Origin of the sequence: Actinotalea endophytica (assembly GCF_025717005.1) — a bacterium.
Taxonomy (GTDB): Bacteria; Actinomycetota; Actinomycetes; order Actinomycetales; family Cellulomonadaceae; genus Actinotalea.
Window position 1 is genome coordinate 274,883 of sequence record NZ_JAOVZU010000006.1, and the last position, 14,291, is coordinate 289,173.

The 14,291-nt window shown below is 72.2% G+C and carries 12 protein-coding genes and 1 tRNA gene; 4 read left to right on the plus strand and 9 right to left on the minus strand.

What is annotated here, in order from left to right:
* Positions 1–24 precede the first annotated feature (24 nt).
* The 3 genes from rocD to OEB99_RS12365 all read right to left on the minus strand — a co-directional run bounded on the left by rocD (position 25) and on the right by OEB99_RS12365 (position 2,834).
* Positions 25–1,257 (minus strand): ornithine--oxo-acid transaminase, encoded by a 1,233-nt coding sequence (gene rocD / locus OEB99_RS12355; RefSeq protein ID WP_411910691.1) that lies wholly within the window; start codon positions 1,255–1,257, stop codon positions 25–27.
* Position 1,258: 1 nt separating this feature from the next.
* Positions 1,259–2,080, minus strand: coding sequence for a dimethylargininase (gene ddaH, locus OEB99_RS12360; RefSeq protein ID WP_263577568.1), 822 nt, complete (start codon positions 2,078–2,080; stop codon positions 1,259–1,261).
* A gap of 262 nt (positions 2,081–2,342) precedes the next feature.
* Positions 2,343–2,834, minus strand: coding sequence for an SRPBCC family protein (locus OEB99_RS12365; RefSeq protein ID WP_263577569.1), 492 nt, complete (start codon positions 2,832–2,834; stop codon positions 2,343–2,345).
* Between the two features lie 66 nt (positions 2,835–2,900).
* On the opposite strand from OEB99_RS12365, the gene OEB99_RS12370 reads away from it, so the two are divergent.
* Positions 2,901–3,890: an aldo/keto reductase gene (locus OEB99_RS12370; protein ID WP_263577570.1), complete on the plus strand. Its 990-nt coding sequence runs from the start codon at positions 2,901–2,903 to the stop codon at positions 3,888–3,890.
* Between the two features lie 9 nt (positions 3,891–3,899).
* On the opposite strand, the gene OEB99_RS12375 is transcribed toward OEB99_RS12370, so the two are convergent.
* A complete protein-coding gene (locus OEB99_RS12375; RefSeq protein ID WP_263577571.1) occupies positions 3,900–4,784 on the minus strand; it encodes a hypothetical protein in 885 nt (294 codons plus the stop codon).
* A gap of 101 nt (positions 4,785–4,885) precedes the next feature.
* The gene (locus tag OEB99_RS12380) at positions 4,886–7,198 is read right to left on the minus strand and encodes a putative bifunctional diguanylate cyclase/phosphodiesterase (RefSeq protein WP_263577572.1); all 2,313 of its coding nucleotides are present in this window, start codon (positions 7,196–7,198) and stop codon (positions 4,886–4,888) included.
* A 227-nt stretch (positions 7,199–7,425) separates the two neighbouring features.
* Between OEB99_RS12380 and OEB99_RS12385 the strand changes: the two genes are divergently transcribed.
* Positions 7,426–7,498 (plus strand) — tRNA-Arg (locus OEB99_RS12385).
* 481 nt (positions 7,499–7,979) lie between these two features.
* On the opposite strand, the gene OEB99_RS12390 is transcribed toward OEB99_RS12385, so the two are convergent.
* Genes OEB99_RS12390 through OEB99_RS12400 form a run of 3 tightly spaced genes read right to left on the minus strand, consistent with a single transcriptional unit; the run spans position 7,980 to position 10,432 of the window.
* Positions 7,980–9,050, minus strand: a complete 1,071-nt coding sequence (locus OEB99_RS12390) for a hypothetical protein (protein ID WP_263577573.1) — start codon at positions 9,048–9,050, stop codon at positions 7,980–7,982.
* Positions 9,051–9,083: 33 nt separating this feature from the next.
* Complete coding sequence (locus OEB99_RS12395; RefSeq protein WP_263577574.1) at positions 9,084–10,220, minus strand: tyrosine-type recombinase/integrase; 1,137 nt, start codon at positions 10,218–10,220, stop codon at positions 9,084–9,086.
* Complete coding sequence (locus OEB99_RS12400) at positions 10,220–10,432, minus strand: helix-turn-helix domain-containing protein (RefSeq protein WP_263577575.1); 213 nt, start codon at positions 10,430–10,432, stop codon at positions 10,220–10,222. Before OEB99_RS12400 ends, OEB99_RS12395 begins: the two co-directional genes overlap by 1 nt.
* Before the next feature lie 1,377 nt (positions 10,433–11,809).
* Here OEB99_RS12400 and OEB99_RS12405 point away from each other — a divergent pair.
* Entirely contained in the window at positions 11,810–12,205 is a 396-nt protein-coding gene (locus tag OEB99_RS12405) for a hypothetical protein (protein WP_263577576.1), read from the plus strand.
* A 169-nt stretch (positions 12,206–12,374) separates the two neighbouring features.
* On the opposite strand, the gene OEB99_RS12410 is transcribed toward OEB99_RS12405, so the two are convergent.
* Complete coding sequence (locus OEB99_RS12410; RefSeq protein ID WP_263577577.1) at positions 12,375–13,058, minus strand: MafI2 family immunity protein; 684 nt, start codon at positions 13,056–13,058, stop codon at positions 12,375–12,377.
* Between the two features lie 259 nt (positions 13,059–13,317).
* Here OEB99_RS12410 and OEB99_RS12415 point away from each other — a divergent pair, with 259 nt between their 5' ends.
* Complete coding sequence (locus OEB99_RS12415; protein ID WP_263577578.1) at positions 13,318–14,148, plus strand: SAM-dependent methyltransferase; 831 nt, start codon at positions 13,318–13,320, stop codon at positions 14,146–14,148.
* The last annotated feature ends 143 nt before the right edge of the window (positions 14,149–14,291 follow it).

Here is a 14,291-nt window from a genome sequence, read left to right on the forward strand (position 1 = left end):
GTCGTCGCGCTCGGGCGCGTGGGCTCAGCCCCGCAGAGCGGCCGCCAGCTGGTCCAGGCCCCAGTCCAGGTCGGCCTTCTCGATGGTCAGCGGCGGCGCGATCCGGACGGTCGACCCGTGGGTGTCCTTGACCAGCACGCGGCGGGCGAGCAGAGCCTCGGACAGCGCCCGCCCGGTGCCCCACGCGGGGTCGACGTCGATGCCGGCCCAGAGCCCGACCCCGCGCGAGCCGACCAGGAGCCCCTCGTCGACCAGCTCGGCGAGCCGCCCGTGCAGGTGGTCCCCGAGGTCACGCGCCCGCGCCTGGTGCTCACCGGTCTCGAGCTCGTCGATCACGGCGAGCGCGACCGCACAGGCCAGCGGGTTGCCGCCGAACGTCGAGCCGTGCGTGCCCGGGGTCAGCACGCCGAGCACGTCGCCGCGGCCGACCACGGCGGACACCGGCACGATGCCGCCGCCGAGGGCCTTGCCGAGCGTGACCAGGTCCGGCCGGACGCCGGCGCGCTCGCAGGCGAGGGTCGACCCGGTACGGCCGAGGCCGGACTGGATCTCGTCGAGGATGAGCAGCGCGCCGTGCTGGTCGCACACCGCGCGCGCGGCGGCCAGGTAGCCGGCCGGTGGGACGATGACGCCGGCCTCGCCCTGCACGGGTTCGAGCAGCACGGCGACGGTGGTCTCGTCGACTGCGGCGGCCAGCGCGTCCGCGTCGCCGTACGGCACCACCCGGAACCCGGGCGTGTACGGGCCGAAGCCCTCGCGGGCGTCGGGGTCGGTCGAGAACGAGACGATCGTCGTGGTGCGGCCGTGGAAGTTGTTGTCGGCCACCACGATCGTCGCGGCGTCGGCCGGGACACCCTTGACCGTGTAGCCCCAGCGCCGCGCGGCCTTGATCGCGGTCTCCACGGCCTCGGCGCCGGTGTTCATCGGCAGCACGAGGTCGGCCGGCAGGTGCGGCGCGAGGAGCGCGGCGAGCCGGTCGGCGAACACGTCGAGCAGGTCGTGGTCGAACGCGCGCGAGGTGAGCGTGAGGCGGTCGAGCTGGGCGTGCGCCGCCGCGATCAGTCGCGGGTGGCGGTGGCCGAAGTTCAGCGCGGAGTACCCGGCGAGCAGGTCGAGGTAGGCGGTGCCGTCGGCGTCGCGCAGCCACGCGCCCTCGCCGGCGACGAGGCGCACCGGCAGCGGGTGATAGTTGTGCGCGAGGTGCGATGCGTGCGCGTCGTCCGGACCGGTGGTGGGGGCGATGTCGGTCATGGTCATCTCAGGCCTCACGGATCTCGAGCGTGCAGCACTTCGCCCCGCCGCCGCCCTTGAGCAGCTCGGAGGTGTCCACGGGGTGCGGTTCGAAGCCGGCCGCGCGCAGCTGCGCGGCGTAGCCGGTGGCGAGCGGTGCGACGACGACGCGGCGGTTGTCGGACACCGCGTTGAGCCCGAGGTGGGCGGCGTCTGCGGCGGACACGTGGATGGCGTCCGGGAAACGGTCGGCGAGCACCTGCTGCGACGCGGCGGAGAACGCGGCGGGGTGGTACGCGATCATCGGGTGGGCGGGGTCGGAGTCGAGCACGGTGAGCGCGGTGTCCAGGTGGTAGAAGTGCGGGTTCACCAGCTCGAGCGAGATGACCTCGTGCCCGGTGAGGTCGGCGAGCTCGCGGTGCGCGGCCGGATCGGTGCGGAAGCCGGAGCCGCCGAGGATCACGTCGCCGACGACGAGGATGTCGCCCTCGCCCTCGTTGATCTCGGCCGCGGTGTGGGTGAGGTATCCCGCGTCGGCGAACCACTTCTGGTAGGCGGGGCCCTCGGGCTGGCGCTCGGGGTGGCGGAAGTTCGCGGAGTAGACCAGGCCGTCGACCACGGTCGCGCCGTTCGCTGCGTAGACCATGTCCGGCAGGCCGGGCAGCGGGTCGATCAGCTCGACGGTGTGGCCCCAGGACAGGTAGGTCTCGCGCAGCGTGTCCCACTGGCGGATCGCGAGGTCCGTGTCGACCTCGATGGTCTTGTTCATCCACGGGTTGATCTCGTAGGAGACCGTGAAGTAGGTCGGCCGGCACATCAGGAAGTGGCGCGGTGTCGAGATGCGTTCCATGAGGTCCTCGCGGGTCGGGCCCGGGGCCTCGTGGGCCTCCCGGGGCGGCGGGCTGGGGAGCCGACGTTGGCTGGTTCGAGGCTAGGTGGTCGGGCTGCGGCGCGTCCCGTGCGGGAGATGTGTGTCGGGTGGCGATCCGTTGCGCAGGATGGCGACTTCACGGCGATTCGTTGCGCGGGCGTGTGGGGCGGTGCGCGGGAGCGGTCCGCGACCGGCCTTCGCCTGGCCGATGAGCGGGCGCTGCGGGGCGCGGGCTCCCGGTTCAGCCGGGGTGCGGGGCTGCGGCCACCTCGCGCGCGACGCGGCCGAGGACGGTGCGCAGCATCCCGGTGGTGGGCAGCGTGCCGAGGGCGTCGGTGACGGCCGCCGGGATGCGGCGCACGCCGATCCGCTCGGTCCAGGTGACCTCGCTGCACGCCACGCCGAGCGGGTGCACCGAGAGCACCGCCCAGCCGGTCAGCACCGGGCCGACCTTCGTGTACCGCGCGGTGCCCGACGCGCGGGCGTCGGTGCGCGGCGGCCGGAGCTCGGTGAGCCGCATCCGGTCGGCCAGGCCCGGGGCGCCGGACCTGGCCAGTGGGCCGGTCGTGGCGACGAACTCGCCGCCCGGTACGAGGCGCCCGTCGTCGTCGGTCGGGCCGAGCACGTCGATCCGGGTCAGCGGCACCCAGTCCGCGTGCCGGCGGATGTCGGTCAGCAGCGCGAACGCCTGCTCCGCGGGGATCGGGAGCAGGACGGTGCGAGCGGCGGGCACCGGGCCAGCGTCGCACCCGGGCGCGGGGTCGGCGCGCCGGGCGCGAACGGCGGTAGTTTCGTGGCCATGGAGCGACGGGTGCTCGGGCGGACCGGACGAGAGGTGTCGGTGATCGGGCTCGGCTGCTGGCAGCTGGGCGCCGACTGGGGTGACGTGACCGAGGACACCGCGATGGCGATCCTCGACGCGGCGGTGGATGCCGGGGTCACGTTCCTGGACACCGCAGACGTGTACGGGGACGGGCGGAGCGAGCGCCTGATCGGCCGGCTGCTCGCCGAGCGCGGGCCGGACGCGGGGTTGACGGTCGCGACCAAGCTCGGGCGCCGGGCCGCGCCGCACGTCGCGAGCGCGTACACGCTGGACCGGTTCCGGGTGTGGACCGACCGGTCGCGGGAGAACCTCGGCATGCCGACCCTCGACCTGGTGCAGCTGCACTGCCCGCCCACGTCGGTGTTCCGCCAGGACGACGTGTACGACGCGCTGGACACCCTGGTCGACGAGGGTGTGATGAAGGCCTACGGCGTGAGCGTCGAGACCGTCGACGAGGCGCTGACCGCGATCGCCCGGCCGAACGTCGCGACCGTCCAGATCATCCTGAACATCTTCCGGCGCAAGCCGCTGGAGGAGGTGCTGCCGGCCGCGGTCGAGGCGGGGGTCGGGATCATCGCGCGGGTGCCGCTGGCGTCGGGTCTGCTGACCGGCAAGTTCGACGCGTCGACGACGTTCGCGGCGGACGATCATCGCACCTACAACCGGCACGGCGAGGCGTTCGACGTCGGCGAGACGTTCGCCGGCGTGCCCTACGAGGTGGGGGTCGCGGCGGCCGCCGAGGTCGCGCGGTTCACCCCGGAGGGTCGGAGCACCGCACAGCTCGCGCTGCGGTGGATCGTCGACCAGCCGGGCGTCACGACCGTGATCCCCGGCGCGAGTCGTCCGGACCAGGCCCGGGCGAACGCGGCGGCGGCCGACCTGGCGCCGCTGGACGAGGCGACGCTCGCCGGTCTGCGCGACGTGTACGACTCGCGGATCCGCGAGCACGTGCACTCCCGCTGGTAGACCTCGCCGTCAGGACCCGGGCAGGCGCCAGCCGTCCGGGGTCGTGACGCCCGCCGGGAGCTCGGCGGGGCGTTCGTCGCGGGCGTCGGCCGTGAGCTCGAGGACCTCGGGGAACCGATCCGGCGGCGGTCCGAAGGCTCGGCGGGCCCCGGTGATCACGGTCCGGCCGAGTGCGCGGGCGCCGGTGATCCCGATCACTGCGCCGATCCCGAACGGTGCGAGCCGGCCGATCGCGAGCGCGCTCTGCCGGGTCGCCTGGTTGCGCACCATCCGGCGGGTCAGGACCCGGTTGACCTGCTTGATGGTCGAGGTCGGCATGTTGACCAGGAGGCTCCGCGCCCAGGCCTTGGTGCCGAGCCCGGTCTGCGCGCCGATGGTCTGGGCGCCCTGCTCGCCGAGCACGGTGGCCAGCAGCAGGGTGCGGCGGCGCGTGACGTCCTCGACCTCGATGCCGTAGACGCTCGCGACGGCGAGCGAGTAGGCCGACGACGCGGCGAAGAACGTCGCGACCTCGGACGTGGTGAGCGCGATCCCGACGCCGGTGCCGACCGAGGGCGCCGCAGCGACCGCGCCGACCGCGCCGCCGGAGGTCGACACCGCCAGCAGGTACTGGCGTTCCAGCAACGTGAGGATCTGCGCGGGGCTCGCGTACGGGTTGCGCGCGCGGAGCCGCATGACGTGCTCGTGGATCGTGGCCGAGGGGATCGCGACGGCCTTGTCGAGCAGGGCGTCGAGGACGCTGATCCCGGTCACCGGGTCGGGCGGGGTGCGCGGCGGCGCCTGCTCGCCGTGGTCCTCGGCGAGCTCGAGGTCGTGCTGCGCGCGGTGCCGGCGCGACGGGCTCACGGCGGTGAGGTCCGTGCTGTCGAGCCTGCGACGTCGGCGGAGCGGCATGGTGGAGATGGTGTCATGGGGCCGCCGGAGCCGCCCGGGCGGGTGGGTGAGGTCGGTGCCGGCGTGGGCAGGCGACGGTCGGGTGAGGCCGGAGCCGAGCCCTACACCGCGGCGGCGTCCTCGAACGGGGTGCGGGGCCTCGGGAGCGCGTCGGTGGCCTCGTCGAGCCTGGCGTCCAGCCAGACCGTCAGCGCCGACGGGGTGAGCGCCGTGGCGAACAGGAAGCCCTGCGCGGTGTCGCAGCCGAAGTCCTGCAGCAGCGCGGCGGCGGTGGCGTCCTCGACGCCTTCGGCGACGATCTGCAGACCGAGGGAGTGGGCGAGGTCGACCGTGGAGCGGACGATCGCCGCCGCGCCGGCATCCTGGCCGATGGTCGAGATGAACGCCCGGTCGAGCTTGAGCTCGTCCACCGGGAGGTCGCGCAGGCGGGCGAGCGAGGAGTACCCCTGCCCGAAGTCGTCGATCGCGATCCGGATGCCGGCCTGGCGCAGGTGCGTGAGCACCGCCGCGGACCGGTCGGCCTCGCGCATCAGCGAGTCCTCGGTGATCTCGAGCACGAGCCGCTGCCCGGCGACGCCGTGCCGGTCGAGGGTCGCCAGCACGCGGGCGGCGAAGTCCGGGTCGGTGATGGTCTCGGTGGCGATGTTCACGGCGACCTCGAGGTCGCGGCCGGTGGCGTGCCAGGTCGCGAGCTGCACGACGGCGGCCTCGAGCACGCAGGTGGTGAGCTCGGGCATCAGGGCCGCGGCCGTGGCGAGGGGCAGGAAGGCCGCCGGCTGGATGGTCTCCGAGCCGGGCCGCTCCCACCGCACCAGGGCCTCGACACCGACGACCCGGCCCGACGCCAGGTCGACCTTCGGCTGGTAGTGCGGGACCACCTCGCCCCCGGCGATCGCGGCGCGCAGCGCGGCGGCCCGCTGCAGCCGGTTCTCGCCCTCGGGGTCGCCGAGCGACGGGTCGTAGGTGGCGTAGGCGCCCGGGCCGGACTTCGCGCGGTCCAGCGCGATGTCGGCCCGGCGCATCAGGAGCGCGAGCGTGGTGGCGTCGGACGGCGCGACGGCCACGCCGAGGCTCGCGGTGGGGGCGATCGTCACACCGTCCACGTGGACCGGGTCTGCGAGGGCCCCCCGGATTCGCTCGCACAGCTCGACCGCCCGGTCGCGGTCGCCGCCGGGCAGGAGGATCGCGAACTCGTCGCCGGAGAACCGGGCGAGGAACGCGTCGTCGGCGTCCACGCAGTCGCGCAGTCGCTTCGCGACCGCGACGAGGACGTCGTCACCGGCGGCGTGGCCGAGGCTGTCGTTGACGTCCTTGAAGCGGTCGAGGTCCGCCATGACGAGTGCGACGGACTGCCCGCTGCTCGTCGCGGCGTCCAGCACCTGACCGGCCTGCGTGACGAACGCGTGCCGGTTGGCCAGCCCGGTGAGCGTGTCGGTGCTCGCGAGCCACAGCGCCTCGTCGGCGGCGCGTCGCTCGTCGGCGAGCGTCAGGTGGAGCCGCCCGACCATCCCGACCATCGCCGCGGTGCCGAGCAGCACGCAGACTCGCGGCATGTGACCGAGGCCGCCCGCGGCGACCACCACGATGGCGAGTCCCAGGCTGATGGTCGGACCGGCCCGAACGACCCACGCGCGCGGCGCGAGCACGGGTCGACGGGCCTGGCTGCTCCAGGCCGCGGCCACTACGAGCACGGTCGCGAGCGCCGTGAAGGCGGCGGCGACGGGTGGCGGGTCCGCAGCGCCCCGCCCGGCCAACGCGATCGCGGTGTGCGAGATCCCGATCGAGCCGACCGCGAGCAGCAGGAGCGCGAGACGCGGGTCCCGGCGCCACCCGCCGAGCATGAGGATCGTGAGCAGCAGCGATCCGAGGAGCAGGTCCGCCATCGGGGCGACGAGCAGCGCTGCCAAGGCTCCGGCTGGGCGCTCGGCGAGGTGAGTGAACCGGTCGGCGGCGCCGACGGTGAGCCCACCCAGGGCCAGGCCGAGGATCAGGGCATCGAGGCACAACCTGGGGCACCGCAGGTGCTCGCTGCGCGGGATGAGGCGCACGATGCCCACGTACAGCAGCGGCACGGCCGCCAGGTAGCAGGCGACGCTCGGGAGCGGCGGTGGAGCGTTGCCGCCCGCGACGGCCCACGCAGCATCGCCGCAGGCAGCCGCCACGAACGCGGCCGCGAACGCCGCCCACGCCCTGCGCTCGCGGCGCACGTACAGGCTTCGGGCCATCAGGACGAGGGCTCCACCCAGGTGCATGGCGGCGAGCAGAGCGACCAGGGGAGTGCCTCGCATGCCGACCGACGCCGATCCGGCGTAGGCGACCGCGGCGCTCGCGGTCAGTCCGACGGCGACGACCTGCCCCGTGCGGCCCGGGTACGACCGACCCCGTTGGGCGGAGTCGGTCGGATGCAGGGGCACGAGGGATGTATCGGCTGATCATGGCCAGGTCGTGAGGAATCGGGACATGCCCAGTCGGTCACGTTCGGGTCGAGCGCCTCGGCGCAGCCTCGTCCGGCTGGGTAGACTCGCCCGCGGCGATCCGGCCCCCGAGCAGGGTCGGGCGTCGTTGCACGGGGAGCGCGAGCAGCTCTGGGTCGGTGGCGGGTGATCGTCGTCGATCCGCGGGGGTCGATCGCGCGCTCCGAGCGCCTGTAGCTCAGGGGATAGAGCACCGCTCTCCTAAAGCGGGTGTCGGCAGTTCGAATCTGCCCAGGCGCACAGAGGTGTTATCGCAGGTGAGGGGCGGTATTGGCGCCGCGACGGCGGTCCGGCTGGTGCCCGATTTGCGGGCACTGGTCAGCCTGTGGTCAGCGACTTGTCTCAGGACGTGGACGGCCCGTCAAGGACATGGACGGACGTCTGCGGACGTTCCCGAGACTTGGAGCCCGGAGGCATCGAGGGCCCGACACGTGGTCAGGGCCTACCCGGTCCGGCAAATTGGGCCTGTAGCGGTTCTCGTGGCCGCGAGCCCCCGCCGCCGTCGGGGACGCCACCAAGGTTCTTGACGTGGACGTACCGGGTTCGTGGCGGCTCGGCGCCCCTAGAGACGGCCCGGTCGATCAGGCGCTGGCGTCCATGCCGGTTAAGCCTGGCGCCTGCGTGAGACGCGATGTCCTCCGCATTGGGCGCCTTCGGCGAGCTACAGCCCCACCGGGCGTTCGGCTGTCGCTAACGGCCATCGAAGTCACCAGCGTCCTGACTATGTAGAACTAGCCGACGGGTCAGCGAGCGGGTAGGTGGGAAGCACCGTCAGGGGATCTGCGGGCTCCCCGTCCTCGAAGGTTGCTCGCTTGCCAGCCTGCCGGGCGACATAGTCAAACCCGGCACGGTCAAGGGTGGTTGTCCCAAGGAGCCCCTTTGTCGGCAGGCCTCGGACGTACTCGTGGAAGTGGGCTCTATCGCCGCCGATTTCCTCGATGTAGCCGGCCAGCAGCTTCGCTGCCTCAGGCGCCGCGGGGTGCAGTAGAGGTCCGATGCGAAGATGAGCGTCGCGCAGATCTGTGAACGCCCGTTCACTGAACTCGAAGAGGTCGATGTCATCGGTCGTCTCGCGCACCTGGGTGCGGACTGCGGCGTTGGCACGGCTTGCAGCAAAGGCGCTCTTGTTGAGGTAAGCATGTACTTCCGATTCCCGCTCCGTTTCGGACCCCTCCGCGAACCTGGCGGTCATATGCAGGGTCACTAAGTCGTGCATCCCATGATGGAAGACGTTCCGCATCGAGTACATGAGTCGGTAGGCGAAACTCCCGTCGTACACCTCGGAGAAGATTGAGGCTGCGCGGGATGGGAGCGATTTGTCACCAGCCCGACTCGCGCGAGTCGTGGCGTAATCCTGGTAAAGTCTCAGAGCGGTACTGAACGCGAGGATCCGATATTCGATCAGGTGGGGCATCCACTCGTTTGGCCGCGTGTGTTCGCGGACCTGTCGACGTAGTTCGTCCCGCGCCGCACTCAGATCGCCCCAAGCGAAAGCGGGGTACCGGTCAAGCCCGCGGGTGAAACGGCAAACTTCACGATGGGCGGCTTCGACCGCCTTCCATTCTGTACGACTTAGCTCGCGGACCTCAATCCACTTGACCATGCCCGGCTGAGCGCTCTCATACCGGTAGAGCGCATGCACAATTTCGACACGCGGCTTTCCATCGGCGTCGGTGGGTACCAAGAGGCGGTCCTCTGCCGGCAACTGAGTTATGGCGTCAACCAGCTCGCGCTCAGCGTCAGCCCAACCGGGCTCGTCACCGGCCCTTTTGTCGATCGGTCCCTCTGCCATGCGCCAACGGTAGACACTCGCTGGGGTACCTGTTCACGCTGAAGCGCCGGAAAGCTCGCCTGGTCCCTCGATGGCCCGCGGCGCCCCCATCAGCGGTATCACCGGTCGCTCCATCGCCTGCCACGTGGCCTCGCTGAACAGGTGCCCGTACAGGTCCATCGTCATCGTGGCGGTGGAGTGCCCGAGGATCACCTGCACGGCCTTCACGTCCGCCCCGGCCGCGATGAGCAGCGACGCCGCGGTGTGCCGGAGGTCGTGGATCGTCGTCCCTTCGATGCCGGCCCGTCGGGTCGCCTCCATCCACCCGGACCGCGCCCGGAAGTTGGTGTTCGTCCACACGGCCCCGGTCGGGCTCGGGAACAGGAACCCGCCCGGCGCGGTGAAGGCGACGCGCGTCCGCACGTACTCGTCCAGCGCCGCCGGCACCGGCACGGTCCGCGTCTGGTGCGTCTTGGTCGGCCCGAACACCGCCCCGCTCGTCCGCTTCGACTGGGTTGCGGCCCGGTGCACGCGCACCCCGAGCCCGTGTGGCGTCTGCACGACGTCGTCGACCCGCAGCGCGGCCATCTCCGAGAACCGGCATCCCGTCGTCCCGAGGAAGAGCACGACCGGCTGGCACAGCGGGGGCACCGCCATGACCAACCGGCCGAGCTGCTCCGGCCGCAGCCAATGCGGCTCGCGCTTGGTGCCCCCGCGGGGCAGTGCAACCATCCGCGCCACGTTCACCGACAGGCGCCGGTCGCGGATCGCGTAGTCGAACACGAGCCGCATCATCGACAGCGCCCGACGCCGGGTCGCCGTGGCCAGCCCGCGTGCGGTCAGTGCCGACATGACCCGCTCGACGTCGGCGGCCGAGATCCCGGAGATCGGGTACGCCCCGATCTCCGGGATCACGTACTTGTCCAGCAGGAACCGTGTGGTCTCCTGGCTGCGCACCGCCAGGTGACCACGCGAGGCCTGCCACTCCTCGGCCAGCGCCGCGAACGTCATCCGCCCGCGCGCCGGGTCGATCCACGAGCCAGCGTCCAGCTTCGCGAGCTGGTCCGCCTCCCAGCGCTTGGCATCGACCCGGCGCCCGAACGACCGCTGCGCGATGACCCGGCCCTCGAAGAACACCTTCGCGCGCCAGGTCACCTTGCCCGTCGGGTGCGCCCGCCTGGTGACGGACATCAGCGCCGCTTCGCCGGCATCGTCGGCTCGCGCTCGACCCACGACGCCGGGAGGAGGATCACCGTGCCGAGCCGCCGGTACGGGATCTGCTCGTGCTCGACCAGGTGGTACAGCGTCCGGGGCGGCACCCCGAGCACGCGCGCGGCGTCCTTCACGCGGTAGTACTGCCGGGCCGGGGTGGCGGGGACGGTGTGCTGTGCGGTGGTGGTCATGACCTTCTCCTTCTCTTTGGTTGGGTGTGGCGGTGGTCAGCGGCCGAGCACCGGTCCATCGGCGGACGACGGCGGCGCTGGGGTCAAGCGGTGCGGCGCAGGCTGTGGAGGCCAGGGGTTCCGAGGTTGCTGTGGATGCACGGGCGGCACGATCGGCGCGGCGCGGCCCGGGTGGTAGGTGTCCCAGGTCTCGGTGGCGCTGGGCTCGGCGTGGCTGGTGGCGAGGATCTGCTCGAGCACCTCCCGGCCCGACGACGGCGCCTGGCCGGGCAGGCACTCGGGCTCGCCTTGGTCGACGACGACGTAGGCGCGGTTGGTGTGGCGCGAGCGCTCCGCTCCGGAAGAGCGGTGCGCGCCGTGTCGGATGGCCAACCGGCGACCCCATTGCGAGAGAGCGGGGGGCCGACCTGCGGGTGCGCGGGTGTCACCTGTCCGTGCCGCAGACCCCACTGCGCCCTCGTGCTCTCGGTTCGGGGCATCGTGGCTCGGCATGGGGAGGCCGGCGACGGACGAAGTGGAGCAGGCACTGCGACTCGCGCTCGACACGCACCATCCGCGGCAGACGCCGCGTTGTGCTGCTCGCCTACTGGTTCTCGCGTGAGCGGTTGACGTCGGGGTGGGGCCAGCCGCGTGGGACAGGCCAGGCCGCGGCAGCTCCCAGAATCGCCAGGCCGTCGAGAGGCGCTGCGATGAATGCGCCCCCGGACGGGCCGCCGACCTCGAGGACCCACCACGAACGCGGCAGCCGCAGGGGCGCGGAGGCCATCCTGGGTGCATGCACCTGCCGCGGCGAGAGCTCAGCGGTCGGGACGGCCCGGGGGAGTCCCTGGGAGTAGCGCGCGGCGCCGGCAGCGACACTCAGCAATCCAACGTCGGGAAACCGCGGGCACCAGGTAGCGGTTCCGAACGCTGCCGCGGAGAAGCTCTCCTCTCCGCCTTCTCTCAGGTTCCGGATCGAGGCTTCGACAGACGGTGCTCGTTCGCTCAGAGGCGATCCGAGACCGAGGGAGAGCAGTCCCACCGCGAGTTCAACAGCAAAGCCCAACCCGGTGCCGATGCGGTCCGTCGACGCCGGCCCCGGGAGCGGCCAGGGCTCACCGATGGCACGCGGAGGATTGGCCTCGCTCCCGCTCGGCCGCAGAGCAACCATGGTGGGAGTTTCCCACCAGGACAGCTGGACCTGGACAAGTCCCTCGTACCCCATCCCCCTCAGGAGGTGCACACCACTGGTCGGTCCGTGTCCGTCCTCGGCGGGCTTCGCTGCGACGGCACGGCCTGCCTGTCTACAGCTACTGGGGTGCGCTCGCCATCATCTGGACTGCCTTCTGGTCGGCGGCAACCTCGCGCATCACGGCAGCCGGTGAGGCGCTCGTGTTCGTGAACCTGTTCGTCCGGACGTCGGTGCCGGCTGCCGCCGTCGCCGAGGTGTTCTCCGACAACGGGGTGTACGTGCGCACCCGCCGGGGGCATCTGGTCGGTTCGACCGCGTACCAGGGCTCGGTGCTGCAGATGGGCGTGCCCAGCAGACGCTACGCGGCCGCCGGGACGGCGATCCGTGCTTGGCTCGGCCAGCACCCGGGTCGGTCCCGCGGCCGGCCCGTCGTGGACGGTGATGGTGGCGCAGGCGAGGGGCGCCACCGCGCGAGCCCCGCGAGCCGGCGGGACGAAGGGATCGAGAGCAGGCCACGGGTCGGCGTGCTCGTGTTCCTAGGGACGTCCGCGGTCACGCCACAACTGGCCGGCCAGGTCGTTGTCGCCATGGCGGCCCGCTGATCGGGAGCGTGGCTCGCAGGTCCAGAGGCTCCGGGGGCCGATCCGCCCCCGGCCCGATCCCCTCGCGCGAGCGGCGCCACACCCCGAGGCGCCGGCCGAGACGCGCACAGAGCGGCGTGGGCGCAGGGGATCTTCGGAGGCTCGGCTTCCAGTCGATCTGCGGGTTGTCTCAGTCTGCTCTGGCCCCTAGCAGGGCCCGCAGCTCGCTCACGAGGTGCGCGATCGCGAGCGAGTCCTGCTCGGCCGTGAGTTCGCTCAGGTCGCGACCGCGGCTCGGGCTCTCGCCGATCGCCTCGTCCATCAGTACCCACGGCCAGCCGCGCGATCCACTGCCGAGGCGTTCGGAGACGCGCCTCTGCATGGAACCACCGATGCTCTCGGGCTGCGCCATGTCGAACCCGATCACCAGCGCCACCGCCCGCTCGTAGGTCGGTCGACCAACCCACATCCCGAGCCGGTCCTCGATCACCGACAGCACGAACGACCAGGGGAACGGGTTGTCGACGACCTCGGGCGGATCGCCAGCACCCGGCCGGGCCCGCTCGGCGGGATCGGTTTCGTGGCGGAGGTAGATCCACTCCTCGTCACCAACGAGTTCTCTGGCCGCTTCCTCGACGGCCGTGAACCTGATGGCGACGTCAGGCCCGAAGTCCGCAATGCAGTGCGTCTCCGCGAGCGAGACGCACTCCCGCTCGACCTCACCGATGCCGCCGTCGTAGAGGAAACGTGCGGAGACCGCCTGATCCCCGGGCAGGGAGTGCAGCGCCACGGCGACACCGCGAAGGTTCGGGGTGACCTGTTCCCACAACGCTCGCTGCGCCGACAACAGGACGTCGACCCGCTCAACGCTCACGGAGCCCACCGTCCCACAGCTGGTGCAGGCACCGGCGGGTTCCAGGCGAGCGAGCCGAGCGGACCGCATTAAGCCCTGGCCGTCCGGCGAGGCTCCCCCCTACCGTCACGAGTGGCTCGCACGGAGCCCCGCCCGGTCGCGCGACAGCGGACCGGGCGATCACAGAAGGTCTGATGCCCGATGACGGTCCCGGTGCCGGTGAGCGGACCTCTCCGCTCGTACCCGACCCACCACTCGTACCCGTCCAAGGAGCATCCTCGTGTTCGACCTTCGCATCTTCTCCATCCGTGAGTCCGGCCACCGCATCCACAACCCCCTGACCGAGGCGCAGCTCGCCGCGTTCGGCGGGGCGCTCGACCTGCCGACCGGCGCTCGCCTCCTCGACCTGGGTTGCGGATCCGGGGAGCTGTTGTCCACCTGGGCCCGCGACCATCACGTCACCGGCCTGGGGGTGGACGCCAACCCCGACTTCATCGCCCACGCCCGCGCCCGCGCCGACGAGCTCGGAGTGACGGACTCGGTCCGCTTCGTGGAGGCCGACGCGACCGGTTACGTGGCCGACGACGCTGTGGACGTCGCGGCGTGCGTCGGCGCGACGTGGATCGGTGGTGGCCTGGCCGGCACGCTCGACCTGCTGCGCAAGAGCCTCAAGCCCGGCGGGATGCTGCTGATCGGCGAGCCGTACTGGCGCGCCGTTCCTACGACCGCGGAGGCGTTGGCAGGCTGCGGGGTGCGATCCGTCGAGGACTACCTGACCCTGCCGGACCTCCTCGCGTCGCTCGGCGGCCTGGGCTGGGACGTCGTGGAGATGGTCTGCGCCACCGAGGAGTCGTGGGATCGCTACCAGGCGCCGCAGTGGTTGGCGATGCGCCGGTGGGCGGACGCTCATCGCGGGCACGAGCTGCACGACGAGGTTCGCCGTCTGCTGGCGACCGAGCCGCAGCAGTACGCGGCGTACACGCGCACGCATTTCGGGTGGGGGTTGTTCGCCCTGATCGCTCGACAGCCGACGAGCGCACCAGCCGACGGTGGACAGGGCCCCAGCGGTCTTGCCGGCGTCGAAGCGGCCTCTGACCGGGCGCGCTCATGAACCAGGACGGGGAGCGCAGAGAAGGCCCAGGCCGGGCCGGCGACGCCGGCTCCTGAGGTGCGAGTCCTGGCGGGGGGGGGGCGGGGGGGGGGGGGCCCCCGGGGGGGGGGGGGGTGGGCCGGGGGGGGGGGGTGGGGGGGGGG

Bases quoted from the DNA above. Each gene is read 5' to 3' on its own strand.
- OEB99_RS12400 (WP_263577575.1), bottom strand. From the start codon at position 10,432: ATGACCACCACCGCACAGCACACCGTCCCCGCCACCCCGGCCCGGCAG.
- OEB99_RS12370 (WP_263577570.1), top strand. From the start codon at position 2,901: ATGGAGCGACGGGTGCTCGGGCGGACCGGACGAGAGGTGTCGGTGATC.
- OEB99_RS12395 (WP_263577574.1), bottom strand. From the start codon at position 10,220: ATGTCCGTCACCAGGCGGGCGCACCCGACGGGCAAGGTGACCTGGCGC.
- OEB99_RS12375 (WP_263577571.1), bottom strand. From the start codon at position 4,784: ATGCCGCTCCGCCGACGTCGCAGGCTCGACAGCACGGACCTCACCGCC.
- rocD (WP_411910691.1), bottom strand. From the start codon at position 1,257: ATGACCATGACCGACATCGCCCCCACCACCGGTCCGGACGACGCGCAC.
- ddaH (WP_263577568.1), bottom strand. From the start codon at position 2,080: ATGGAACGCATCTCGACACCGCGCCACTTCCTGATGTGCCGGCCGACC.
- OEB99_RS12390 (WP_263577573.1), bottom strand. From the start codon at position 9,050: ATGGCAGAGGGACCGATCGACAAAAGGGCCGGTGACGAGCCCGGTTGG.